This window comes from Citrobacter meridianamericanus, assembly GCF_041320245.1.
GTDB classification, from domain to species: Bacteria; Pseudomonadota; Gammaproteobacteria; order Enterobacterales; family Enterobacteriaceae; genus Citrobacter; species Citrobacter meridianamericanus.
This window is the reverse complement of sequence record NZ_CP101036.1, coordinates 4,838,132-4,861,971: the sequence shown is the minus strand read 5'-3', so window position 1 is coordinate 4,861,971 and position 23,840 is coordinate 4,838,132. Positions and strand designations below refer to the sequence as shown.

At 51.4% G+C, this 23,840-nt stretch carries 20 protein-coding genes; 7 read left to right on the top strand and 13 right to left on the bottom strand.

From position 1 onward, the window contains the following. Positions 1-14 precede the first annotated feature (14 nt). The 5 genes from phnE to NMD08_RS23615 form a co-directional block, all read right to left on the bottom strand. Entirely contained in the window at positions 15-794 is a 780-nt protein-coding gene (gene phnE / locus NMD08_RS23635) for a phosphonate ABC transporter, permease protein PhnE (protein WP_003841119.1), read from the bottom strand. A 68-nt stretch (positions 795-862) separates the two neighbouring features. Continuing rightward, entirely contained in the window at positions 863-1,879 is a 1,017-nt protein-coding gene (gene phnD, locus NMD08_RS23630; protein WP_187253962.1) for a phosphonate ABC transporter substrate-binding protein, read from the bottom strand. Between the two features lie 24 nt (positions 1,880-1,903). Then, the gene (phnC, locus tag NMD08_RS23625; RefSeq protein ID WP_370619184.1) at positions 1,904-2,692 is read right to left on the bottom strand and encodes a phosphonate ABC transporter ATP-binding protein; all 789 of its coding nucleotides are present in this window, start codon (positions 2,690-2,692) and stop codon (positions 1,904-1,906) included. A 132-nt stretch (positions 2,693-2,824) separates the two neighbouring features. Then, positions 2,825-3,271: a VOC family metalloprotein YjdN gene (yjdN, locus tag NMD08_RS23620; RefSeq protein WP_151218025.1), complete on the bottom strand. Its 447-nt coding sequence runs from the start codon at positions 3,269-3,271 to the stop codon at positions 2,825-2,827. A 139-nt stretch (positions 3,272-3,410) separates the two neighbouring features. Next, the gene (locus NMD08_RS23615) at positions 3,411-3,746 is read right to left on the bottom strand and encodes a zinc ribbon domain-containing protein YjdM (protein WP_096758651.1); all 336 of its coding nucleotides are present in this window, start codon (positions 3,744-3,746) and stop codon (positions 3,411-3,413) included. Positions 3,747-4,286: 540 nt separating this feature from the next. Between NMD08_RS23615 and crfC the strand changes: the two genes are divergently transcribed. Together crfC and NMD08_RS23605 are read left to right on the top strand one after the other, a co-directional pair. After that, complete coding sequence (crfC, locus tag NMD08_RS23610) at positions 4,287-6,644, top strand: clamp-binding protein CrfC (protein WP_252838883.1); 2,358 nt, start codon at positions 4,287-4,289, stop codon at positions 6,642-6,644. Next, positions 6,641-7,534: a diguanylate cyclase regulator RdcB family protein gene (locus tag NMD08_RS23605; RefSeq protein ID WP_151218024.1), complete on the top strand. Its 894-nt coding sequence runs from the start codon at positions 6,641-6,643 to the stop codon at positions 7,532-7,534. Before crfC ends, NMD08_RS23605 begins: the two co-directional genes overlap by 4 nt. Positions 7,535-7,564: 30 nt before the next feature. Here the strand turns inward: NMD08_RS23605 and kdgT are convergent, their stop codons facing one another. Then, positions 7,565-8,563 carry a 2-keto-3-deoxygluconate transporter gene (gene kdgT, locus NMD08_RS23600; RefSeq protein ID WP_247605065.1) on the bottom strand — a complete coding sequence of 333 codons (999 nt, stop codon included), beginning with the start codon at positions 8,561-8,563 and terminating at the stop codon, positions 7,565-7,567. 693 nt (positions 8,564-9,256) lie between these two features. Here kdgT and proP point away from each other — a divergent pair. Both proP and pmrR read left to right on the top strand, forming a co-directional pair. After that, positions 9,257-10,759: a glycine betaine/L-proline transporter ProP gene (proP, locus tag NMD08_RS23595; protein WP_151218022.1), complete on the top strand. Its 1,503-nt coding sequence runs from the start codon at positions 9,257-9,259 to the stop codon at positions 10,757-10,759. 70 nt (positions 10,760-10,829) lie between these two features. Continuing rightward, a complete protein-coding gene (pmrR, locus tag NMD08_RS23590) occupies positions 10,830-10,919 on the top strand; it encodes an LpxT activity modulator PmrR (RefSeq protein WP_151218021.1) in 90 nt (29 codons plus the stop codon). Here the strand turns inward: pmrR and pmrB are convergent. From pmrB to melR, 7 genes are all read right to left on the bottom strand, one after another. Then, complete coding sequence (gene pmrB, locus NMD08_RS23585) at positions 10,913-11,995, bottom strand: two-component system sensor histidine kinase PmrB (RefSeq protein ID WP_187253959.1); 1,083 nt, start codon at positions 11,993-11,995, stop codon at positions 10,913-10,915. The genes pmrR and pmrB overlap by 7 nt on opposite strands. Continuing rightward, a complete protein-coding gene (gene pmrA, locus NMD08_RS23580) occupies positions 11,996-12,664 on the bottom strand; it encodes a two-component system response regulator PmrA (protein WP_003031849.1) in 669 nt (222 codons plus the stop codon). A gap of 4 nt (positions 12,665-12,668) precedes the next feature. Continuing rightward, positions 12,669-14,306 carry a phosphoethanolamine transferase EptA gene (gene eptA / locus NMD08_RS23575; protein ID WP_370619181.1) on the bottom strand — a complete coding sequence of 546 codons (1,638 nt, stop codon included), beginning with the start codon at positions 14,304-14,306 and terminating at the stop codon, positions 12,669-12,671. 144 nt (positions 14,307-14,450) lie between these two features. After that, positions 14,451-15,788, bottom strand: coding sequence for an arginine/agmatine antiporter (gene adiC / locus NMD08_RS23570; protein ID WP_151218019.1), 1,338 nt, complete (start codon positions 15,786-15,788; stop codon positions 14,451-14,453). A gap of 127 nt (positions 15,789-15,915) precedes the next feature. After that, positions 15,916-16,677: an AraC family transcriptional regulator gene (locus NMD08_RS23565; protein WP_151224627.1), complete on the bottom strand. Its 762-nt coding sequence runs from the start codon at positions 16,675-16,677 to the stop codon at positions 15,916-15,918. A 317-nt stretch (positions 16,678-16,994) separates the two neighbouring features. Then, positions 16,995-19,262, bottom strand: coding sequence for an arginine decarboxylase (gene adiA / locus NMD08_RS23560; RefSeq protein ID WP_370620225.1), 2,268 nt, complete (start codon positions 19,260-19,262; stop codon positions 16,995-16,997). A gap of 237 nt (positions 19,263-19,499) precedes the next feature. Next, on the bottom strand, positions 19,500-20,432 hold the full coding sequence (melR, locus tag NMD08_RS23555; protein WP_151218098.1) for a transcriptional regulator MelR: 933 nt from the start codon (positions 20,430-20,432) through the stop codon (positions 19,500-19,502). Positions 20,433-20,700: 268 nt separating this feature from the next. Between melR and NMD08_RS23550 the strand changes: the two genes are divergently transcribed. The 3 genes from NMD08_RS23550 (at position 20,701) to NMD08_RS23540 (ending at position 23,836) form a co-directional block, all read left to right on the top strand. Next, positions 20,701-22,056, top strand: a complete 1,356-nt coding sequence (locus tag NMD08_RS23550; RefSeq protein ID WP_187253957.1) for an alpha-glucosidase/alpha-galactosidase — start codon at positions 20,701-20,703, stop codon at positions 22,054-22,056. A 92-nt stretch (positions 22,057-22,148) separates the two neighbouring features. Next, on the top strand, positions 22,149-23,579 hold the full coding sequence (gene melB / locus NMD08_RS23545) for a melibiose:sodium transporter MelB (protein WP_370619179.1): 1,431 nt from the start codon (positions 22,149-22,151) through the stop codon (positions 23,577-23,579). A gap of 2 nt (positions 23,580-23,581) precedes the next feature. Continuing rightward, on the top strand, positions 23,582-23,836 hold the full coding sequence (locus NMD08_RS23540) for a SemiSWEET transporter (RefSeq protein ID WP_151218016.1): 255 nt from the start codon (positions 23,582-23,584) through the stop codon (positions 23,834-23,836). Positions 23,837-23,840: the final 4 nt, after the last annotated feature.

Sequence of the window (23,840 nt, the reverse complement as noted above, 5' to 3'; positions counted from 1 at the left end):
CAATGCCTCGTTAATCAGATAAAGTGCTTACGCAAACGCTGGGAAAGGAAATCCAACAGGCTGACAGTGACGATGATTAACACCATCAGGGCGCAGGTTTGCTGGAACTGAAAGCCGCGAATCGCCTCCCATAAGGTCACGCCAATACCACCTGCGCCCACCATGCCGACTACCGTGGCCGAGCGAACATTGGATTCAAAGCGATACAACGAGTAGGAGATCAGTAGCGGCATGACCTGTGGCAGAACGCCGTACAGAATCTCTTCAATTTTGTTGGCTCCGGTGGCGCGAATACCTTCTACCGGACCCGGCTCAATGGCTTCTACCGCTTCGGAAAGCAGCTTGGAGAGTACCCCGGTGGTGTGAATGAACAGCGCCATCACCCCGGCGAATGGCCCTAAACCGACGGCGACCACGAACAGCATGGCGAAGACCATTTCATTGATGGCGCGGCAGGCGTCCATCAGGCGACGCATCGGCTGGTAAATCCACCACGGCACGAGATTGTCGGCGCACATCAGGCCGAAGGGAATCGACAGCACCACGGCGAGGGCGGTCCCCCAAACGGCGATTTGCAGGGTGACGGCCATTTCACCGAGATAGTCCTGCCACTGGCTGAAATCTGGCGGGAAGAAGTCGGCGGCGAAGGTTGCCATATTGCCGGAATCTTCGATCAGCGTGAGCGGAGCCATTTCGGCACCTTTCCACGAGACCACCAGTACGGCGAGCAGAATGGCCCAGCTCAGTAGTGAGAACCAGCTACGTTTGGGCGGGGCAACGGTGATGGTTTGCATGTTTGACTCCGTTGGAACGTGTATTTGCGTGGCAGGCCAGATAAGCGCAGCGTCATCCGGCCCACAAATCACTGCACCGCTTTGCTGACGCTGGTCATGGCTCCCAGGGCTGCGGTCAGACGGTCCAGGTCGTCGAGCTGCGCTTTCAGCGCCGAGGTTTTGCTGGTTTTCTCTTCCTCGTTCAGCCCTTTGTTGTCCTTCACGCTCTGCATCTCTTTAAACAGCGCCAGTTGGCGAATCGGCACCAGCTGTAAGTCGCTCGAGGCACGGAACGGCGCCCATCCCAGGCGTTCCAGTACGGTTTTCTGTTCCGGCGTTTTGCCGTAATTCATAAAGAAGTCGTACACCTTGTCCTTGGTGTTTTCGGAGAGATTTTTACGCCAGACGATCGGATCGCCCGGAATCAGCGGTGACTTCCAGATAACTTTCAATTCTTTTAGTTTGTCCGGCGCGGACGTTTTCAGCTTGTCGAGGTTTTCGGTGTTGTTGGTGGCGACATCGACCTGTTTGTTGGCGACGGCCAGGGCGTTGGTTTCGTGCCCGGCGTTAACGGTGCGTTTGAAGTCGCTGGCGGAGATGTTGTTTTTGGCGAAGACGTAATAACCGGGGACGAGGAAGCCTGATGTCGAGTTTGGATCGCCGTTGCCGAAGGTCAGATCCTTACGTTTGGCGATCAGATCGTTCAGGTTATTGATCGGACTGTCTTTGTTAACGATCAACACGCTCCAGTAACCCGGGGATCCGTCGGCGGCGACGGTCTGGGCAAACACTTGCCCGTTAGCGCGATCCACCGCTTCCATTGCCGAGAGATTGCCGTACCAGGCGATATCCACTTTGTTAAAGCGCATGCCCTGGATGATCCCGGCGTAGTCCGGGGCGAAGAAGGCGTTTACCTTCACGCCCAGCGATTTTTCCATGTCCTTCAGGAACGGTTCCCACTGTGGCTTCAGGTTTTGCTGTGATTCGGTCGAAATAATGCCAAAGTTCAGCGCTTTCTCTTGCTCCTCGGCAAATGCTGGACTGAGCAGAGTACTGACGCTGAACATGCCGGTGAATGCCAGCGCGGCAACAGCCTTGTAATTCATGTTTATTCCTCAGTTCGGACAAAGTTAAGCAGCCTGCGCGTTCTGTTCGACGCGGTTCATGCTGCGGTAGAGATGGTCAAAACGGTCATTGTCAAAATGCTGGCTGCTGCCATCAAAGAAGACGTTGCCCTGGCGTAGCGCGACAATGCGTTCGCAGTAGCGCAGGGCGTAATCCACCTGATGCAGCGTGACGACCACGGTGATGCCGTCGGTCTGGTTGATGTCGCGCAGGGTGTCCATCACGATGCGTGCGGATTCTGGATCCAGCGAGGCAATAGGCTCGTCAGCAAGGATTACTTTTGCCTGCTGCATTAACGCGCGGGCAATCGCGACGCGCTGCTGTTGCCCGCCCGAAAGCGTGGAAACGCGTTGGTAGGCAAAGTGCGCCATGCCAACGCGGGTTAACGCTTGTAATGCGCGCTGTTTCTGCTCAGCGGTAAACCAGCTAAAACAGGTGCGCCAGAACGGTGTGCTGCCGAGCGCGCCAATCAGAACGTTCTCCAGCACCGTCAGGCGATTCACCAAATTGAACTGCTGGAAGATGTAGCCGGTGTGGGCGCGACTTTTGCAGATATCGCGCGCCAGGCGGCCTTCATGTTGAACGGTGCGACCCAAAAGTTCGACGTGGCTACCGGGTGATTTATCACCGACGATCAAGCCGCTTAAATGACGTAAAAGGGTGGATTTGCCGGAGCCAGACGGCCCAAGCAGAGCCACCATCTCACCGGAACAGATGTTCAGATCAACCGCATTAAGCGCCTGATGTTGATTGAAGGATTTGGAGAGTTTTTCGACGCGAATAATCGTTTGCATGTTGCGGCCTCCCTAAAAAAGTGGCCCCATCGTGGCGGATCAATGTGACGTTTTCGTTAAGGGATGGTTACTTGGCGATGAAGAGTTGAGCGATATTTGATGACAGTACGGGAGGGTTGGCCTCCCGTTTGATTACTCGGATAGCGGCTGCTGTTTGACGACGTTGATCATCCACGGGACACCATACTGGTCACTCACTTTACCGAAACCGTGGGCCCAGAAGGTTTCCTGCCAGTCCATTTCGATTTTTCCGTTTGCTGCCAGGTTATCAAACCAGCGTTTACCTTCGTCGACGTTTTGCGTGTCGAGCACTAACGTAAAGCCGGAGTAGTGGGCATTTCCGTCAGGGGCGCTATCGCTCATCATGATGTCGCTGCCCGCAACGCGCAGGTTGGCGTGGGCAATGGCGGTATCAGGGAATTTCATAGCGGAAGGGCAGCCTTCTTCACTGTCCTGCGCCGATTTTGGCATTTCACTGAAGTTGATTTTGTAGAGCAGCTCAGCGCCTAACGTTTTTTGATAGAAAGCGATAGCGTCGGCGCAGTTGCCTGCAAAGGAGATATAGGGACTTAACGGCATAATCTTTACCTCAGGTAAAAGAAACCAGTTAAGTGTAGTTATCGTCTGCATAAACAAACCAGGCGGGAAGTATGAGCTTCCCGCCTGGTTGATGAGCTGGTGTAGGCCTGACGAGCGTAGCCCCATCAGGTAATTTGCATCAGTTCTTTTTCACAAACTCAGATTTTAGCTTCATTGGACCAAAGCCATCGATTTTGCAATCGATGTTGTGGTCGCCTTCAACCAGACGAATGTTTTTTACTTTGGTCCCGATCTTCAGCATGGAAGAGCTACCTTTTACCTTCAGGTCTTTCACGACGGTAACGCTGTCGCCGTCGGCCAGCAGGTTGCCGTTGGCATCTTTAACGATCAGTTCGTCGCTGTCGTGAGCCGGTTCAGCATCGTTCCATTCGTGAGCGCATTCCGGGCAGATGAACATGCCGTTATCTTCGTAAGTGTATTCGGAGTTGCATTGTGGGCAGTGTGGTAATGACATGTGGATTTCCTCAAAAGTCAGCAGGGGCAAATGCGCCCAAAAAATGGCAGATTGCCGAAAAAGGCCGCAATTATACATAAAATCCCTGCTTTTGTCGGGACTACTGCGCAATTAAGCAAAATGATCTGCTGTAAAGACCCCTTGCATTAACCTCAATGAAAGTATGGCGGAATATTTTTTAAGGGAAATTGCTACGCCAGGTTATTTAAGATAAGGTGAGGCGAAATATCTGATATTCATAGGTAACATCGCCTGGGGATGTCTAAGTCATTGTGATTAAATATCTCATACCCCCTTAATTTTAGTAGGGGGATTAAGCTGGCATTTTTTAAAACTGAACTACGCTGTTTATCTTTCTTACTTATTACATAAGTGAGAGGCTTCATGCCAGCGGTTGTACGTCAAAATTATTTTAATAATATCAATTGGTTGTTTTGATTTTAATTATTTCCACACGTAATTATAAAAGCCAAAAAATCTATAAATAAAACGATTGGGCTAAATAAAAGTAATGTTATTTGCGTTAAGGAAAGATTTTCCATGCACACACAGACAATATATGAATTAAGTCAGGAAGCGGAACGCTTGCTGATGCTTTCGCTTGAACATCTCAGGCAATTGCAAACATTGCCTATAACGTCGTTAGATGATGTTGCGCTAAAACAAGGAGAGCATAGCAGACAGGTGGTCCAGCCCCTGCATTTCAGCGCGCGTGGCATGGATGTCCAGCAAGCAACGCTCAACAATGAGCTGCGCAAGATTACGCGTCTGGAGATGGTGCTGGCGATTGTCGGCACTATGAAAGCAGGGAAGTCGACGACGATTAACGCAATTGTGGGGACCGAAGTTTTACCTAATCGTAATCGCCCGATGACGGCGTTACCGACGCTAATCCGCCATACGCCGGGACAGAAGGAACCGGTTCTGCATTTTTCACATGTCGCGCCGATCGATGCTTTGATGAAAGTTTTACAGCAGCGCGTGCGCGAGTGCGATCGCCAGCGTCTTACGCAGACCCTGGAGATTGATAAGGATATGAATCTCCTGCTGCAACATATTGAAAATGGTGTCGCATTTGAACGCTATTATCTTGGCGCACAGCCTATTTTCCATTGCCTTAAAAGTCTGAATGACCTGGTGCGTTTGTCAAAGGCGCTGGAGGCTGATTTTCCTTTTGCCGCTTATGCCGCGATTGAGCACATTCCGGTTATCGAGGTTGAATTTGTCCATTTAGCCGGACAGGCGAGTTATCCGGGACAATTAACCCTGCTGGATACGCCAGGGCCGAATGAGGCCGGGCAACCGCACTTACAAAAGATGTTGAATGAACAGCTGGCGCGGGCTTCCGCGGTACTGGCGGTGCTGGATTACACCCAACTGAAGTCTATTTCTGATGAAGAAGTGCGTCAGGCGATTATGGCGGTCGGAAAGTCAGTGCCGCTGTATGCGCTGGTGAACAAATTCGATCAGAAAGACCGCAACAGTGATGATGAAGAGCAGGTGCGGGCGCTCATTTCCGGTACGCTGATGCAAGGGGGAATTGCCCCAGAGCGAATTTATCCGGTTTCTTCTATGTGGGGTTATCTGGCGAACAGGGCGCGTCACGAGTTGATGACCCGCGGGCGGTTGCCGGATCATCAGGTGCAACGTTGGGTACAGGATTTTGCCGAAGCGGCGCTTGGCAGACGCTGGCACACCACCGATCTTGAGGATATGGAGCACATCCGTCATGCCGCCGATCTGTTGTGGGAGGATTCTTTGTTTGAGCAGCCGATCCAGAAAGTGATTCACGCCGCTCACGCCAATGCTTCGCTGTATGCGCTACGCTCAGCGTCGCATAAGTTATTGAACTATGCGCAAAGCGCGCATGAATACCTGGAGTTTCGCGCCCACGGGTTAACGGTCGCCTATGAAAAGCTACGGTTGAACATCACGCATATTGAAGAGGATATGCAGCAGTTAGAAGTGAGCCAGGGGCGGGTGAGCGATGAAGTCAGTCATGAGGTAGAGCTGACTTTGGCGGCTGCCGCGGCCTATCTCAGTGAGCAACAGACCGAGATTCTTCGCAGTATCAACACGTTTTTTGTCAAAGAAAACGTTCTGATGATGTCTCGGCATGGCCTTGGAGCTGGCGTTTCCTCGGTAGAAATGGCCGGAGAAATGCTGGTGCTGCGTGATGAAGGGCAGGCGAAAATCGTGCTGGATAAAATACGATCGTCCTGTGAGGTCGTATTGCTGGCAGCGCAGGAAAGTATGAGTCGGGATTTAGCTCTGCGCTTTGAGCAGCTTGAGTCGACGCTGTCCCGGGCGCTAAACGACGCTATGCGCCCTATTGAGCAGCGGGTGAAAGAGGAACTTAATCATGCTGGTTTTCGTGCGCGGATCCGTTTTCCGGCGTTTCATACGGCGATGTTTAACTTCAATACCCGCCAGTTGTTTAACGAGGCCATTGAACAGGATATTCCGGTAGAAAATCCGCCGTCGACTGGTGGCGCGGTGCGGGATACGTTCTCTCGCTGGCTGAATCAACCCAACTGGGGATGGAATGATTACGTCGAAACAAAAACGCGTTATCTCATTGATATGGGAGCTCTGCATAAAAACCTTGTGCACTACGTCACCCAGTTTTGCCAACAAATTCGTAAAGCTTTAGCGGCTCAGGTCGATATTTCCGTTACGGCAGGCATGGCCACGTTTTTTGCTGACTTTTCACTGTGTTTGACGCAATTACAGGCGAGCCTGCGTGAGAGTCTGACCCTGCGTCAGCAAAATGAATCTGCGGTGAATGCCCTGAACGAACAACTGCAGCATTGTATTACGACTGCGGCATGGCTTTATGAAGATTCCCGCTTGCTGCGCGACGATATCAATACCCTTTTTGCAACCGAGCACACATGACTAACGTGTTACTGGAAGGCCCAGGGCGGACGCTGGAGTGTGTCTACCCGAAGTTTATGGTCGATCTGGTTCAGGGAGATGAAACCAAACGTTCCGGCGGTTTTCTGCAACAGCAGCAGCGCCTGCGAGCACGCCTGACGCAGGAGGTGTTATCCCAGACGCAACTGCGTGCGTGGGTAATGGCGGGCGTGTCCAGCGAGCATCTGGTGATGCGGCTAAAGCTGGTGGAAAAACTGGCTGGCATGATTGACCCGGGTCATCTGGCGCTGGTACGCATTGCTGAAGGGCTGATGTGTTTACAACAAACTGAACACCCGCGTGGACTTTCCACACCTGGTCTTGTGCAGCAGATCAGTTCGCTTGCTGACTGGTTTACCCAGCGCGGCGCTTATAAAGAGAAGGCGGTGACGCAACGCGGTCTTACAGTTCAGGCGGGCGAACACAGCGAGCAAATTTTTACCCGCTGGCGGGCTGGCGCGTATGACGGTTGGTCGTTACCTGGACGCTGTTTTGTCGCGCTGGAGGAACTGCGCTGGGGGGCCTTCGGTGACGCTTGCCGGTTAGCGAATGCCGATGTGGTGTCAATGCTGAAAGACAATCTGCGTACGATGGCCGCTCAGGCGCTGGCGGATAGCGTGAATGCGGCGCCCGCCACGCGTCATTACTATCATCATTGGCTCAGTACGCCAGCCATTGGTGGCTCAGTAGAGCATCACGATATGTTGAGCTGGCTGGGGGACTGGTGCGATGCGCAACGCCATCCGGTGAGCTGGTCGGTGACGCAGCGTTGGCAAAATGTGGCTCTGGGAATGCCGAGATTGTGTTCGGCGAAGCGGCTGGTCGATGCGATGGTTGAGGAGATTTTCGCACCGCCCCAGCTCATCAGTTGAGCAGGGGCGGTAAGTGAAGCAAAGGCAGGCTTAGTGGTGCAGTGAGTCTGCCGGGGTAGCCACCGTCTCGTTGGCGACCTGGTTTTTATTAAAATGTTTGGCATACAACGCGGTGATAATCGGCACCAGAATGGCGGTGACAATCACGCTGGCGGCAACCAGTGCCGTAGCGGATGCGGCAACCGGTTCAAATGCCGGGTTGATCTGGGCGATAATCACCGGGTTTGCCACCGCAGCGCCTGCGGCAGAAGAGGCTGCCACGCCCGCCGTACCGTTTCCGCCGCCAATAACGCGGTCAGCAATAATCAGCGGGATACCGGTGATGACGATAACCGCGACACCCAGCAGAATGCCCAGCAGACCAGTATCAACGATGACGCTCAGGTTAATCGTGTTGCCCAATGCGAAGCCGAAGAACGGGATCAGCACCGGGGTAGCTTTGCTGAAGAAGGCACGAAGATCGTGATCCAGGTTACCCAACGCAAAACCAATCAGGAACGGTAATACCGCGCCGACAAAATGGTGTGGCTCGAAAGAGGCCAGGCCCGCAGAGCCGAGGATCACCATGGTCATTAACGGACCGGATTCCAGAGACATCAATACAAAGGCGCCAGACTCTTCTTTTGTTCCGTACTGGTTCATCAGGCTGGCGTACAAACCGCCGTTGGTCATGTCCATCGCTGAAACAATGGCCAGTACGGATAGACCGGCAAAGAACCCGGTTTGAATACCGGTATCAGGAATAAATGAAGCGGCAATCATTGCCACTGCCCATGCCACGGCTATTTTGGTTAATACCAGCGTGCCGGATTTGCGTAATACCGTACCGGTTGCCCGTAAATCAATAGATGCGCCGATACAAAAAAACCACACAGCCAGAATTGGCACCGTTCCGCTGATCATACCTTTAGTAAACGAACCGAAATACGCGCCGGTATCCGGAGCTAACGTATTTAACACTGCGCCTAATAACAGAGGAATCAACATCATTCCGCCGGGGATGCGTTCAATCGTGGCTTTAATTTTCATAAACGTCCTCATGTCTTGTCGCAGCTAATACTCGCGAAAGAAAAAATTAATAAATTCAAATGTTTATTCGGGTCTTTTAACAAAGAAAACCACTATCTCTTTGTTTTATAAAATCTAACGCGGCATACGTTGAGCGTGTTGCTGCTCCCAGGGATATTGCGTCTGGAATTAGTTTGCATTCATGGGAACATTGATTCAATCAAAATAAAACGATGTTTTAGTTATCTTCATCACATATTCCGAGCAAAAAACCTTAAACGCCATGATTATTAAAAAAGCTGTGATCTTTTTGTGAAGAGATGTAGTGTTTTTTTTGCTAGCAGAATAATAGTGACTATTGTGATTGTTGGTGAAATAAAGCGATGTATTCTTAAATTCCATTGTCAAAAAAGCGCAAGCGTGACATGTAAAAAATCTGACTCAGAATGAGCTGATTTACACATGTTGACGAAATGAAAATTTATATGTGAAGTTGATCACAAATTTAAACACTGTTAGGGTAAAGAGGTCATTAACCGCCCAATCAGGCGTCAACAGGTTCGGTTGTATAACCCTTAACCAGGGTGTGTAAGTAAACCTGCTACGCTTGTTACAGGGAGTGCGCTTGTGCATTCCCCGCTCGGCGATGACCTTGACGCATGCGGCGTTGAGACTCGACTGGAGCGTGACAGGGCTAAGTCTACGAGGACTGGTATGCTTAAAAGGAAAAAAATAAAACCAATAACGCTGCGCGACGTTACCATCATTGATGATGGTAAACTGCGGAAAGCCATTACCGCGGCGTCGTTAGGTAATGCGATGGAGTGGTTTGATTTTGGTGTTTATGGGTTTGTTGCTTACGCATTAGGTAAAGTGTTCTTCCCGGGGGCTGACCCCAGCGTGCAGATGGTTGCCGCACTCGCTACTTTCTCTGTTCCCTTTCTGATTCGACCGCTTGGCGGATTGTTCTTCGGTATGCTTGGCGATAAATACGGTCGTCAGAAGATCCTCGCCATCACCATTGTGATTATGTCGATCAGTACCTTCTGTATCGGTCTCATTCCTTCATATGCCTCGATTGGTATCTGGGCGCCGATTCTGCTGTTGCTGTGTAAGATGGCGCAGGGGTTCTCGGTCGGTGGGGAGTACACCGGGGCGTCGATTTTTGTCGCAGAGTACTCGCCAGACCGTAAGCGCGGATTTATGGGCAGTTGGCTGGACTTCGGCTCGATTGCCGGGTTTGTGCTGGGTGCGGGCGTGGTAGTCCTGATCTCAACTGTCGTCGGCGAAGAAAACTTCCTTGAGTGGGGCTGGCGTATTCCGTTCTTCCTTGCGCTACCGTTAGGGCTGATTGGCCTGTACCTGCGTCATGCGCTGGAAGAAACGCCGGCGTTCCAGCAGCACGTGGATAAACTGGAGCAGGGCGATCGACAGGGTCTGCAGGAAGGTCCGAAGGTTTCGTTTAAAGAGATTGCGACCAAACACTGGCGCAGCCTGCTGGCGTGTATCGGGCTGGTTATTGCTACCAACGTCACCTATTACATGCTGCTCACCTATATGCCGAGCTACCTGTCGCATAACCTGCATTACTCTGAAGACCACGGCGTGTTGATTATTATCGCCATCATGATTGGTATGCTGTTTGTACAGCCGATTATGGGTTTGCTCAGTGACCGCTTTGGACGCCGTCCGTTTGTGATTATGGGCAGTATTGCGCTGTTTGTGCTGGCCATTCCGGCATTTATCCTGATCAACAGTAACGTCATTGGCCTGATTTTCGCCGGGTTACTGATGCTGGCTGTGATCCTCAACTGTTTTACCGGGGTGATGGCGTCAACGTTACCGGCGATGTTCCCGACGCATATTCGCTACAGTGCGCTGGCCGCCGCGTTTAATATCTCGGTATTGGTAGCCGGTCTGACCCCGACGCTGGCCGCATGGCTGGTGGAAAGCTCGCAGAATCTGATGATGCCAGCTTATTATCTGATGGTAATTGCGGTGATAGGTTTAATTACTGGCGTGACCATGAAAGAAACCGCCAATCAGCCGTTGAAAGGGGCCACGCCTGCCGCGTCGGATATTCAGGAAGCGAAAGAGATCCTTGGCGAGCACTACGACAATATTGAGCAGAAAATTGAAGACATCGATCAGGAAATTGCAGAGCTGCAACTTAAGCGTACGCGCCTGGTGCAGCAGCATCCGCGTATTGATGAGTAGTTTTCATGGCTTAAGGTTGGCTTAATATCCTTCAGGCAAACTCTCCTCCATATCCTCGGAGGAGAGTGTCATGAAAACCCGCATTTACGAAAGTTTGACCACCGTGTGCAGCGTACTAATTATCAGCAGCTTTTTGTACGTATGGGTGAGTTCTTACTGATCTTTCGCTAATTCTACCCACGCGCGAGTACCGGTGGTTCCCTGACGATTTTGCAAATAAAAATGCCCGCGATGTAACTGGGTGATTCGACTGACAATGCTCAGTCCCAGCCCAATCCCGCCAAAACGGCTATCCATCCGCACAAACGCTTTGCTCAGTTCCCCGCATTTACTTTCATCAATGCCTGGCCCTTCATCTTCGACGGCCATGACGGCATCATGCTCTGTATTCAGACTAATCGTAATATGGGTGCCTTCCGGGCTGTAGCGATGTGCGTTCTCCACCAGATTTCGCAGCAACATCCGTAAGAGCGTTGCATCGCCACGTACGACAACGTCCACCGTACTTTGCGGTAGGAGCAGCGTCTGCTGGCGCTGGTCCAGCATGGTGCTGAGTTCATCGTAGGAGGGCAGAATCACATCCTCCAGCAGTTTGACGTGCTGATAGCTCCCGGCTGAAAACGACTGTCCGACGCGGGCGAGTTGCAGCAGCTGCGACACGCTATCCATCATTTGGTCAAGGCGGGCAATTAACGGCGAAACATCGACCTTATGAGTTTTGGACAGTAATTCAAGATGCAGGCGCACGCCTGACAGCGGCGTGCGCAGTTCGTGAGCGACATCGGCGGTAAATAAGCGTTCGTTTTCAATCGTGCTGGTTAGCCGCGTTACCAGGTCGTTTAGCGCTGAGACAACCGCCTGGATCTCAATGGTTGAGCTGTGAATTTCAATCGGGGTCAGGTTATCGGCTGCCCGCGCTTCCAGCTCTTTTTGCAGATCCGCCAGCGGGCGAGTAATACGTCGCACTGCCTGGTAGCAAATCAGCAGCGCCAGGCTGACCATAAAGATTCCGGGGACGATCAGGCTGGCGATTGCCTCACGGATCTCATGCATGATGTGGCGATCGTTGTTACGATTTTCGCGCAATGCCTGTTCGAATAACTGTATTTGTTCGGTACTTTCGTGCCACAACCAGAAGGTACTAATCAGCTGAAAGACCAGCAGAATAAGACCAATCGTCAGCATCAGGCGATGACGAAGCGGGAGAGGTTGTTTTAGATATTGCAGCAGCTTCACTTAGCTTTCCTCAGTGGCAACCAGCATATAGCCAAATCCCCTGACCGTGCGGATGCGAGATTTTCCGACTTTGTCGCGCAGGTTGTGAATGTGCACTTCCAGCGTATTGGTCGACGGTTCGTTATCCCAGCTGTAGATGTCGTTATAGAGGATTTCCCGGTGTACCGGGCTGCCCGCTTTGAGCATCAGGCGCGACAGGAGTGCGTATTCTTTTGGCGTTAAGATAACCTCTTGCCCGTCCATCCACACCTGGCGACGACCGATATTCAGCGTCAGGTTGCTGACAATGAGTTCACTTTCACCCTGATTGTTATGCCGACGCAGCAGCGCCCGGATGCGGGCATGCAGTTCTTCCAGTGCGAACGGTTTGACCAGATAGTCATCGGCCCCCACGTCCAGCCCGCTGACCCGGTCTTTCACCGTATCACGGGCGGTGAGGATGAGTACCGGCACGGTGTATTTTTTCTGCCTGATTCGGTTCAGAAAGTGCAGGCCGTCTTCATCCGGTAAGCCCAGGTCGAGGACCACCAGACTGTAATGTCCGCTTTCCAGACACTGCTCCGCTGCACGGGCCGTCGATACGCCGTCGCAGGCATAGCCTTCTGTTTGCGCGGCGAGTATCAGTCCCTGTAATAACAACGTATCGTCTTCAACAATCAGAATTTTCATTCGTTTAGCCTCCCCGGCAGGGTTGCAGAATATCATCTGTCGCCTGGTATTTCTGTGTTTGCACGCCTGTTAATCCCAGCAGGGTAGAGAATAGATTATCCTGTGAGAAATCTTCTGAGCTTGCCCGTTTTTGTAAACATGTCTGAGAGACTTGATAGCGTTGCTGATAATCTTCTGAGAGCCACAGCAGCATCGGCACATGTTTTTGCGTATCTGGCGCAATCGAATACGGCAGGCCGTGCAAATAGACGCCATTTTCCCCTAAGGATTCACCGTGATCGGAAAGATAAACCAGGCTGGTGGTGAAATTATCCTGATGCTCTTTCAGTATATTGATTGCTTTATCAACAATATAGTCAACGTAAACAAGAGTGTTGTCGTAGGTATTGATCAACTGCTGCTGTGAACAATTCTGGATTTCGTTAGTGTCGCAGGTTGGTGTAAATTTCTTGAACTGCGCAGGATAGCGGTTGTAATAGGTCGGGCCGTGGCTGCCGATGGTGTGCAGCACAATCACGCCGTCGCCTTGCAGGTTATTAATATACTCTTCCAGTCCGTGGAACAGCACTTCATCGTAGCATTCGCCGTCAATACACTGTCCTGGCAGGTTCAACGCGGTCATATTCTGGTGTGGTACCCGGTCACAGGCTCCTTTGCAGCCGCCGTCGTTATCGTTCCACAGCACGTTAATTCCTGCGCGCTGAATAATGTCGAGGACGCCTTCCTGATGCTGCGCCAGTTCTTCATCGTAGTGTGCGCGCGGCATATCGGAGAACATGCAGGGTACGGACACTGCCGTTGCCGTTCCGCAGGAGGTGGTGCGGGGGAAATAGACCACATCATCTTTTTCCAGCAGCGGGTTGGTCTGGCGCGAATAGCCAGACAGCGAGAAGTTATCTCCGCGTGAGGTCTCACCGAGAACCACAATTGTCAGGTTCTTACGTTTTTCTTTTACCATTAATGGGTTGCGATGCGCATCTTCGCCAATACGCACCAGCGGTAGGTGGGCCAGCCTCTGGTGTGAATACCAGGACGATGTCGCCACAATGCTGTTGGATGGGCTGAGAGATTTCACCAGCTGTTTATTGTTGCGAAACAGTGAGGCGTAATCTTTGTAGAAGAAGGTGGCGACCAGCACGATCAACAACGCGGACACCAGAATGTTAGCGCCACGGAACAGTACGCTGCGCATTACCGGGGCGATTGGTTTGATTCTTACCCAGCAGGCAATGAGCGCGGCCAGAATACCGCTTACACCGAGCGTGAGGAGCATTTTTGGCGTCAGCAGCGCGAAGGTTTCTGCGGGCGTAGTGTCCATCATGTTGGCGATCATCGAGCGGTCGATGATGATGCCGTAGGTCATGATGAAATATTGGGCCGCTGCGCCAACCAGAATGAAAATGCAGGCCACCAGGCGATTAAGCCACAGGAATGAGGCCAGCGTCAGCACAATGTTCATGACGCTGAACGCGACGACTGGCATCGACAAAAACACCAGCACGTTACGCACGGAATCCAGCGGCAGGACTTGCAGCACTTGTTTGTAGAACGCAATGTTCAGAAAAGTTGCAAGATAAATTGAGATCAGCAGAATCCAGCTGATTAGACCGAGAACAGGCCTTTTAAACAGGTGCTTTAACATTAAGGGGGTTCCATCGACTAAGTGGTGCAAATCCTCTCAAAGTAAAGTTAAGCCAACCTTAAGTTCTTAATGTTGATTCCGAATCGCGGTAGGAAAATCCAGGCCCGATGAAGTTATGTCATCGGGCCACTACGGTGAGTTGCGTTAGTTATTGTTTACCGGGGCATCCAAAGGATACGGATTTTTATGGATTCGGTTGTAGTTCAGAGCGTACAGCGCAGTAATGATCATCAGCGTGACGAACGACCACATCACTTCTTTAGCACCGGAACCGATAACCGCCCAGATACAATAGACAAACGCGATAAAGGTTACTGCCAGGTACACTGGGCGCGCTTTGCCGAAATGACCATGGCCGAGCAGCAGCAATGCCGCGCAGGTGTACAGATATGGCACCAGGGTGAAGATAACGGAGACCGAAGAGACCAGACCAAATTCTTTCGCGGCGTTCGGCGACATGCTGCTGAACTGGAAGATGGTCATCAGGATACCGACAATAATTAACCCGGCTACCGGCGTACCGGCTTTGTTGACGCGGGCAAAAATCGGCGGGAACAGGCCGTCATCGGCTGCCGCTTTGGCAGTTTGTCCGGCAAGTAGCGTCCAGCCGCCCAGAGAACCGAGGCACCCGGCAGCCGCACAGAAGGAGACAATCGCCCCTGCGGTGTCACCCAGCGCCATTCGAGCGGCATCGCCGAACGGGGAAGCTGAAACACGCAGCGCAGCATTAGGGATCATACCCATAATCGCCGTGGTGGAGAGCACATAGCAAACCGCGGCAATCAGCACGCCACCAATAGTGGCAATAGGCACGTTACGTTTAGGGTTTTTAACCACGCCTGCCGCGACGGAGGCGCTTTCCACCCCAATAAATGACCACAAGGTTACGTTCAGAGTACTTTGAATCGCGCCGAAGGTGTTCATGCCGCTGACGTTCCAGGCCGCCATATAAGTTTCACCGCGGAACCAGAACCAGCCGAAGACGGCAATACCGACGATGGGCACCAGCGCCAGAACCGTTGCGACGGCCTGTACACGGGTGATCATTTTTGGTCCGACAATGTTCAGCAATACGAAGATCCACAGTACCACAACGCAGGTCAGTGTCAGGACCAACGGATCTTTTAAGATGGGGAAGAAGTAGCTCAGGTAACCGACGCCGATGACCACCATGGCGATGTTACCTATCCAGCAGGCCAGCCAGTACAGCACGTTGGTCTGGTAACCTAAAAAAGGGCCGAAACAGCGGCGGGCATAAGCGTAAGAACCACCGGGACTGGAGTCTAAGGACGACATTTTCGCATACACCATCGACAGTGCTAAAGCACCGATAATAGTGACCAACCATCCGTAGATTGCAATCCCGCCAGTTGACGCCAGGTTTGCGGGTAGCAGGAATACACCGGAACCCATGATATTCCCCGACACCATAAGGGTGACGGGGATTAATCCCACTTTGTGAGCATCAGCATCCGTCGACATATTTTTTAACTCCTGATTAGGATAAATGACGTCTTATCATACCTCTTCAGAAGACTATTTTATGATGGCGGACCAGGGGTATCGCCAATGCTGATATTATTATGGCTTATTGCTAACTGATTAAAAATCAGGCAGCGGATTGCTCCCTATGTTGACTAACATAATGCAGTGGCGTCATCCCATAGAACTCTTTGAAAACGGAAATAAAGTATGAGGTACTGTTATATCCGCACAGTTGAGAGACCTGAGAAATGTTTTTTCCGTCCATCATTAATTGATTGACGGCGTAACGCATACGACACGTAGTTATTATTTGACTGTAACTGGTGTTTTCATTTTTGAGCTTTTTCTTTAACAAACTGGGGCTCAGGCATAAGCAGCTGGCGACCATGCTTAAATTCCAGTCTTTATGGATATCGCTCTCGATAATGTGGTACACGCAGTCGCTGACGCAATTGCGTAGCATATGCATGAGCAGGGAGATAAACTTTTTGCTGTCGAGAAAACGTGATAACACTGTGAACAGAAGCGAACGAGTACGTTCGTATTCACCTTCATCCACCGTTTCCATCACGCTATGTTGAGCAGCTGCCCGGAAGATATCCGGCGTCAGGCAGACGGCGGTCATGACCGGATTGGCACTGCGTTGCCAGGGAGGGATCTGTGACAGATCTTTGTTTAAGAATCGAAGATAGTCTTTAATAATTTCACGACTGATGTGTACGACCAGTGCGTTATTAAGTGATGATAAATCAATAATATTATTATCGCATGCTACCAGTGCCATGTTGTTGGCTTTTAAACTGATGGCTTCTTTTCCGTTAATCCTTAACCAAACATCCTTCTCCGTTAATACAACAACACAAGCTGCTCTGCTGCAAACCCTCATACCCAAACTCCAGGAATATGAACATAAAACACCGTAACCCACCAAATCAGGTGAATCAAATCGGTTAAATAGAATTGTATGATGAAACCAAGACTGCAATAAAATAACGTGTCTGAAATTAATTACAATATTTGGAGGGATTTTTCTTATGTACACATTTTTGTACGGAGTGGAAACTGGCGTTTTTTGTATGTAAAAAAAGCGCGGGGTGGTCCCGCGCAAAAAGGTATGACAGTGTTATTGTTTTGCAGCAATACTCAGGAATTACTCAAGAATGACATGTCTACCTTAAACATCGGACTCTCTAAAAAGAGACATTATGCTTTCACGCACATGACGTGATACACACCGTCAATAATTTCCGTTCCTTCGGTTTCATGTTCAAATCCAGGGAAGTGGTGGTCCCAGGACTGCAACGAACGCAGGTACCCAATTTGCGGGCTGTTGGCATCGCCAAAGTTTTCACCGGACAGCAGCATCGGAATTCCCGGTGGGTAAGGGATCACGGAGTTTGCCGCAATACGTCCCGCCAGATTTTCAATCGCGACCATCTCAACGTTGTCACTGACTATCGCGTTGTAAGCGTCACGCGGGGTAATATTCGCATCCGGCAGACCGGAGTAAGCGGCGTTGAGCCGGCTGCCTGGGTTGTTCTCTTTCAGCCAGGCAAACATGGTGTCGCCCAGATCGTGAATACCCATGTTGGCATAAGTGTCAGGATGTTCTTCCACCAGTTCTGGCATAACCTGTGACAGCGGTGTATTGGCATCGTAGTGGTGTTTGAAAGAGCACAACGTGTTGATTAATGTGCCCCATTTACCACGGGTAATCCCCATGGAGAACAGGAACATAATCTGGAAGTCGGTGGTACGGGTCGGCACGATACCGTGGCGGCCAAGCCAGGCGGTAACCAGCGCTGCCGGTACGCCGTTCTCTTCCAGTTCGCCATCGTCGCCCATCCCCGGAGCCAGAATGCTGACTTTGATTGGGTCCAGCATGCTCCAGTTATCCGGCAGGTCTTTAAAGCCGTGCCAGGATTCACCCGGACGCATCACCCAGCAATTCTGATCGGTTGCCAGCAATGTAGCTGGCGCGTCGGCAAAGTCATAGGTTTTACCGGTCTGCGGATCGGTTACCACTTCTTTGTTCCACGGTTTGAAGAACCAGTCGCCTTCGGCGGTGAATTCTTTGTACAACCTTGCCATGGCCTGACGGAAATCGACCGCTTCGTCGATCACTTCCTGAGTGAGTGACAGGCCGCTGTTACCGTCCATCATGGAGACCGCCACGTCGTTTGATGCGCAGATGGCATACAACGGAGAAGTGGTGGCGTGCATCATGTACGCCTGGTTAAAGCGGGAGAAGTTCACGGCTCCACGACCTTCACGGACGTGAATGTAAGATGCCTGAGAGAGCGCATTCAGCAGTTTGTGGGTCGAGTGGGTGGCAAAAACGGTAGGGCCGTTGTGATCGCCCGGCGCGCCACGCATGGCGTAGTGATCGGTATAAATTGGGTTGAAGCGGGCATAACCGTACCAGGCCTCATCGAAGTGGATGCGATCGCTGGTTTGCGCGAGCAGATCCTGCGCTTCTTTGGCGTTGTAGCAAACACCGTCGTAGGTACAGTTGGTCACAACGCTGTAAGACGGTTTTTGCCCGGCCTTGCCTTTGGTCAGCGGGCTTTCGCTGATTTTTTTCTGCAATGTTTCAGGCTGCATTTCCTGCGGGTAGATAGGTCCGATAATGCCGTACCGGTTGCGGCTCGGTACCATGTACACCGGTTTTGCCCCAGTGAGGATCAGCCCCTGCTCGATAGATTTGTGGCAGTTACGATCCAACACCACGACGTCATTGTCGGTCATACAAGCCTGCATGATGGTGCGGTTAGAGCCGGAAGTCCCGACCACCACGGACCAGGAACGATCGGCGCCGAACACGCGGGCAGCATTTTTTTCACTTTCCCCAAATGCGCCAGTATGGTCGAGTAAAGAACCGAGATTGGTACGTTCAATCCCCATGTCGGTACGGAACAGATTTTCACCGTAGTAGTCATGGTACAGTCGACCGGCAGGCGTTTTGGTGAAACCGACACCGCCCTGGTGACCAGGAGCCGCCCAGGAATACTCATGGACATTACTGTATTTCATCAGGGCGTTGAACAGCGGCGGTAACAATTGCTGACGATAGCGAGTCATCGCTGCGATGGCGCGGCCAGCGATAAAGTCAGCGCTGTCCTCCAGAATCCAGGCGAATTCATCGACAAGCTCCAGCAGGTCGCGATCCAGTGACGCGGTGGCCTTTTCCCGATCGCCCAGCAGGAAAACAGGAACGTTTTGCTGGCGCTCGTGGAGCTTACCGATCAATTGCCTGACATTCAGGTGCTCGTCTTGTTGTTCCATTTGATAGCTGAACATCAGGTAATCAATGGCTTCATTTGCGGCGAGGATGGCATAACCATCGTCGAATGAGGTGGACTTAATGACGGTAACATTTTGGCGGCTTAAAGCATCGGCCAGACGTTCGACAGCGCTACCGACCCAGGTGTCCTGATGCAGAAACTCACTTTCAACAATTAATACTTTCATCATCTTTTACCCGGTTGTGGAAAGGTTGCAATTTAGGGATTGCAGACACACCGTATGAATGTGACGTAGGCAAGTATTATCCTGACAAAATGGCCTGTAAAGCGGGTGAAAAATAGTCTGATTTGACTTTATTATTTTATTAAACAAAATGTTGCGTTTACTTGTTGTCGGTTTTCCACTGCCGTTTATCGACAGGGGGAATATTTTTTTGGCTGATACTGATATCAGCGAATGATATCAACCCGCCATTGTTTGCCGACGCTGCTGGCTCAGTTTACGGTACTGCTGCGGCGACATGCCGACAAACTTGCTGAAGGTGTCATAAAAACGGCTGCTGGATCGGAATCCGGCAGTCAATGCGACGTCGAGAATGGTTTTATCGGTATCGCTAAGCAATGCGCGGACGTGATTGATCCGCATGGCGGTGATGTACTGCTTCATGGTGAGTTGCATCACGCGCTGGAAAATCCCCATCGCGTAGTTGGCATTGAGCTTCACGTGCTCCGCAACGTCGTTGATGGTAAGCGCCTGATCGTAGTTATCAGCAATAAAGCTCAACATTTGGCTGACGTAAAACTGGGCATGCCGTGAGGCGCTATTTTTATGCGTGCGTGAGGTTTTGTTGACCAGAATAGGTTCCCATCCAGAAAGGCTAAACCGCTTTAACATCAGGCCGATTTCATCGATCGCCAACTGGCGAATTTGCTCATTTGGGCTGTTCGCTTCCTGCTGCCAGCGCAGCACTTCAAAGGTACTGAGTTGCTGGGTCGCGAGCGATTTGACGACCATGCCATGGGTAACATGATTGATAAGCTCCCGATCCAGTGGCCAGGAGAGAAACAGATGCATCGGTAAGCTGAAAATCGCCATCTGCTTGCAGTTGCCGGGGCGGGTGAGTTGATGTGGGGTACAGGCCCAGAATAGGGTGATATGTCCTTGTTTTATCTTTACGACTTCGTTGTTGATCAAATACTCCACATCGCCGTCAAACGGTACGTTGACTTCCACCTGACCGTGCCAGTGGCTGGCAGGCATAGCATGCGGTGAACGCAGCTCAATATCCATCCGCTGATATTCAGAGTAGAGCGACAGCGGGCTGCGGGTCTGTTTTTCGTCGCCATTACACATATGCGGGTCGGGCGGGAGAAAGACTATCGGCTCTGTACTCATCATCACTCCATTTCCTGAATTATCAGAATCATGTCTCATCCGCAGAAAAGAAACCGCGAAGGGGGGCACAAAACCGGTCGCTATGAATGATAGTAGACCGATTATCAGGCCGGATACTCTGCTTTTTAGGTGATTTAATCCCAAAAACTCAGATCGTCACACGGCTGACAGAGGATCTGAGTTTTTGGGAATGCTCATGAGGGAAAACGGAGGTTTTCACCCGGGCGGCGTGCCACCATGACCGTGTTCACTACTGTTCTGGAGAGTCATGATGTCTGCACCCAAAATTACCTTTATCGGCGCCGGTTCGACGATTTTCGTCAAAAATATCCTCGGGGACGTTTTTCATCGCGATGCGTTGAAGTCGGCGCATATCGCCTTGATGGATGTCGATCCTACACGTCTGGAAGAGTCACACATTGTTGTGCGTAAACTGATGGATTCTGCGGGTGCATCCGGGCATATCACCTGTTATAGCGATCAAAAAGCGGCATTGCAGGATGCTGATTTTGTGGTTGTCGCTTTCCAGATTGGCGGCTATGAACCCTGTACCGTTACCGATTTTACGGTGTGTAAACGTCATGGTCTGGAGCAGACGATTGCCGACACTCTGGGGCCGGGCGGCATCATGCGTGCGCTGCGCACTATCCCGCATTTATGGCAGATTTGTGAGGACATGACGGAAGTCTGCCCGCAGGCCACCATGCTTAACTACGTTAACCCGATGGCGATGAACACCTGGGCAATGTATGCGCGCTATCCGCATATCAAGCAGGTTGGGTTGTGCCATTCAGTACAGGGCACGGCGGAAGAGCTGGCGCGGGATCTGGATATTGATCCTGCTTCGCTACGTTATCGTTGCGCCGGGATCAACCACATGGCGTTTTATCTGGAGCTGGAGCGTAAAACGGCTGATGGGGGCTATGTAGATCTCTACCCGGAACTGTTGGCGGCTTATGATTCCGGTCAGGCACCGAAACCGAATATTCATGGGAATACCCGTTGCCAGAACATTGTGCGTTATGAAATGTTCAAAAAACTGGGCTTTTTCGTCACCGAGTCATCGGAACACTTTGCGGAATATACGCCGTGGTTTATTAAACCGGGGCGTGAAGATCTGATTGAACGCTACAAGGTTCCACTGGATGAATATCCTAAACGCTGCGTGGAACAGGTGGCGAACTGGAATAAAGAGCTGGAAGAGTACAAAACGGCGGCGCGGATCGATATTAAGCCGTCGCGCGAATATGCCAGCACTATCATGAACGCTATCTGGACTGGTGAACCAAGCGTGGTGTATGGCAACGTTCGTAATGACCATCTGATCGATAACCTGCCGCAAGGCTGTTGCGTGGAGGTAGCTTGCCTGGTTGATGCGAATGGTATTCAGCCAACGAAGGTGGGGACGCTCCCGTCCCATTTGGCGGCCATGATGCAAACCAATATCAATGTTCAGACCCTGCTAACGGAAGCCATTCTGACGGAAAATCGCGATCGCGTTTATCACGCGGCGATGATGGATCCGCATACCGCCGCGGTATTGGGAATTGAGGAGATTTATGCGCTGGTGGACGATCTAATCGCCTCCCATGGCGACTGGCTGCCAGCCTGGTTACATCGTTAACACACAATCACGCCGGGCAGAGTATCCGGCGTTTAACGTCTGACGTTTCCTCTTACAGAAGGCGGGCGCTGGTAACAGCGACCCGATACCCTATGAGCATCTCTCTGACTACAAAACTCAGTTACGGATTTGGCGCGTTTGGTAAGGATTTCGCTATCGGTATCGTGTACATGTACCTGATGTATTACTACACCGACGTGGTGGGATTATCGGTGGGCGTCGTCGGAACTTTGTTCCTGGTGGCAAAAATATGGAACGCGTTTAACGATCCGGTGATGGGGTGGATAGTGAATGCCACCCGGTCGCGTTGGGGAAAATTTAAACCCTGGATCTTACTCGGTACGCTGGCGAACTCGTTGGTGCTGTTTTTGCTTTTTAGCGCACATCTGTTTGAGGGGACGGCGCAAATCGTTTTTGTTTGTGTGACGTACATATTGTGGGGGATGACCTACACCATTATGGATATTCCATTCTGGTCGCTGGTCCCCACGATTACGCTGGATAAACGCGAGCGTGAACAACTGGTGCCGTTCCCTCGTTTCTTCGCCAGCCTTGCAGGGTTTGTCACCGCGGGCGTGACGCTACCCTTTGTAAACTATGTTGGCGGCGCGGATCGCGGGTTCGGTTTTCAGATGTTTACGCTGGTGCTGATCGCATTTTTTATTGTTTCTACCCTCGTAACCTTGCGCAATGTGCACGAAGTGTATTCCTCTGACAGCGAAGCCACGGCAGACAGCACCCGGCTGACGCTGAAATCAATCCTTGCGCTTATCTACAAAAACGATCAGCTTTCCTGCCTGCTGGGTATGGCGCTGGCTTACAACGTGGCGTCCAATATCATTACTGGTTTTGCGATTTATTACTTCACCTACGTGGTGGGTGATGCTGACCTTTTCCCATACTACCTCTCCTATGCCGGAGCGGCTAACTTGCTGACATTGATTCTCTTTCCCCGTCTGTCAAAGGCGCTTTCTCGCCGGATACTGTGGGCTGGCGCTTCGGGTATGCCGGTTCTGAGCGCAGGCGTATTGCTGATTATGGCACTGGGGGCATTCCACAATACTTTACTGATTGTTACCGCAGGGATCCTTCTGAACATTGGTACGGCACTGTTCTGGGTACTTCAGGTGATTATGGTGGCGGACACCGTAGATTACGGCGAGTATAAGTTTAACGTCCGCTGCGAGAGTATTGCCTATGCCGTGCAGACGATGGTGGTCAAAGGTGGCTCGGCGTTTTCTGCTTTCTTTATTGCGGTGGTGCTGGGATTGATTGGTTATGTTCCGAATGCAACGCAATCCGCTGAGACCATTCTTGGCATGCAGTTCATCATGATCGCGCTGCCGACGCTCTTCTTCATTGTGACACTGGTGCTCTATTTCCGTTACTACCGGTTAAATGGCGATATGCTGCGTAAGATTCAGATCCACCTGCTGGATAAATACCGAAAAGTGCCGTCGCCCGTCAAGCAGTCGAATACCCCGGAGATACCGGTGGTAGTGGCCAGCGATGCGAAGGCGTAGCTATGGAATGGCATTCCTGGATTGGCTATCTGGCGGCAACGCTGACGACGCTCTCTTTTTTGCCGCAGGCGATTAAGGTCATTACCACCCGCAACACCCAAGGTATCTCCGGTTTAATGTATGTGATGTTTGTGTGCGGGTTGGTTTTGTGGCTGGTTTATGGGTTATTGATTGACGATACCGCCGTCAGTATGGCGAACTTTCTGACGCTGCTGTTCGCCTTGCCGATTCTGGTTATCAAATCGCGTAATGGGTAGGGCA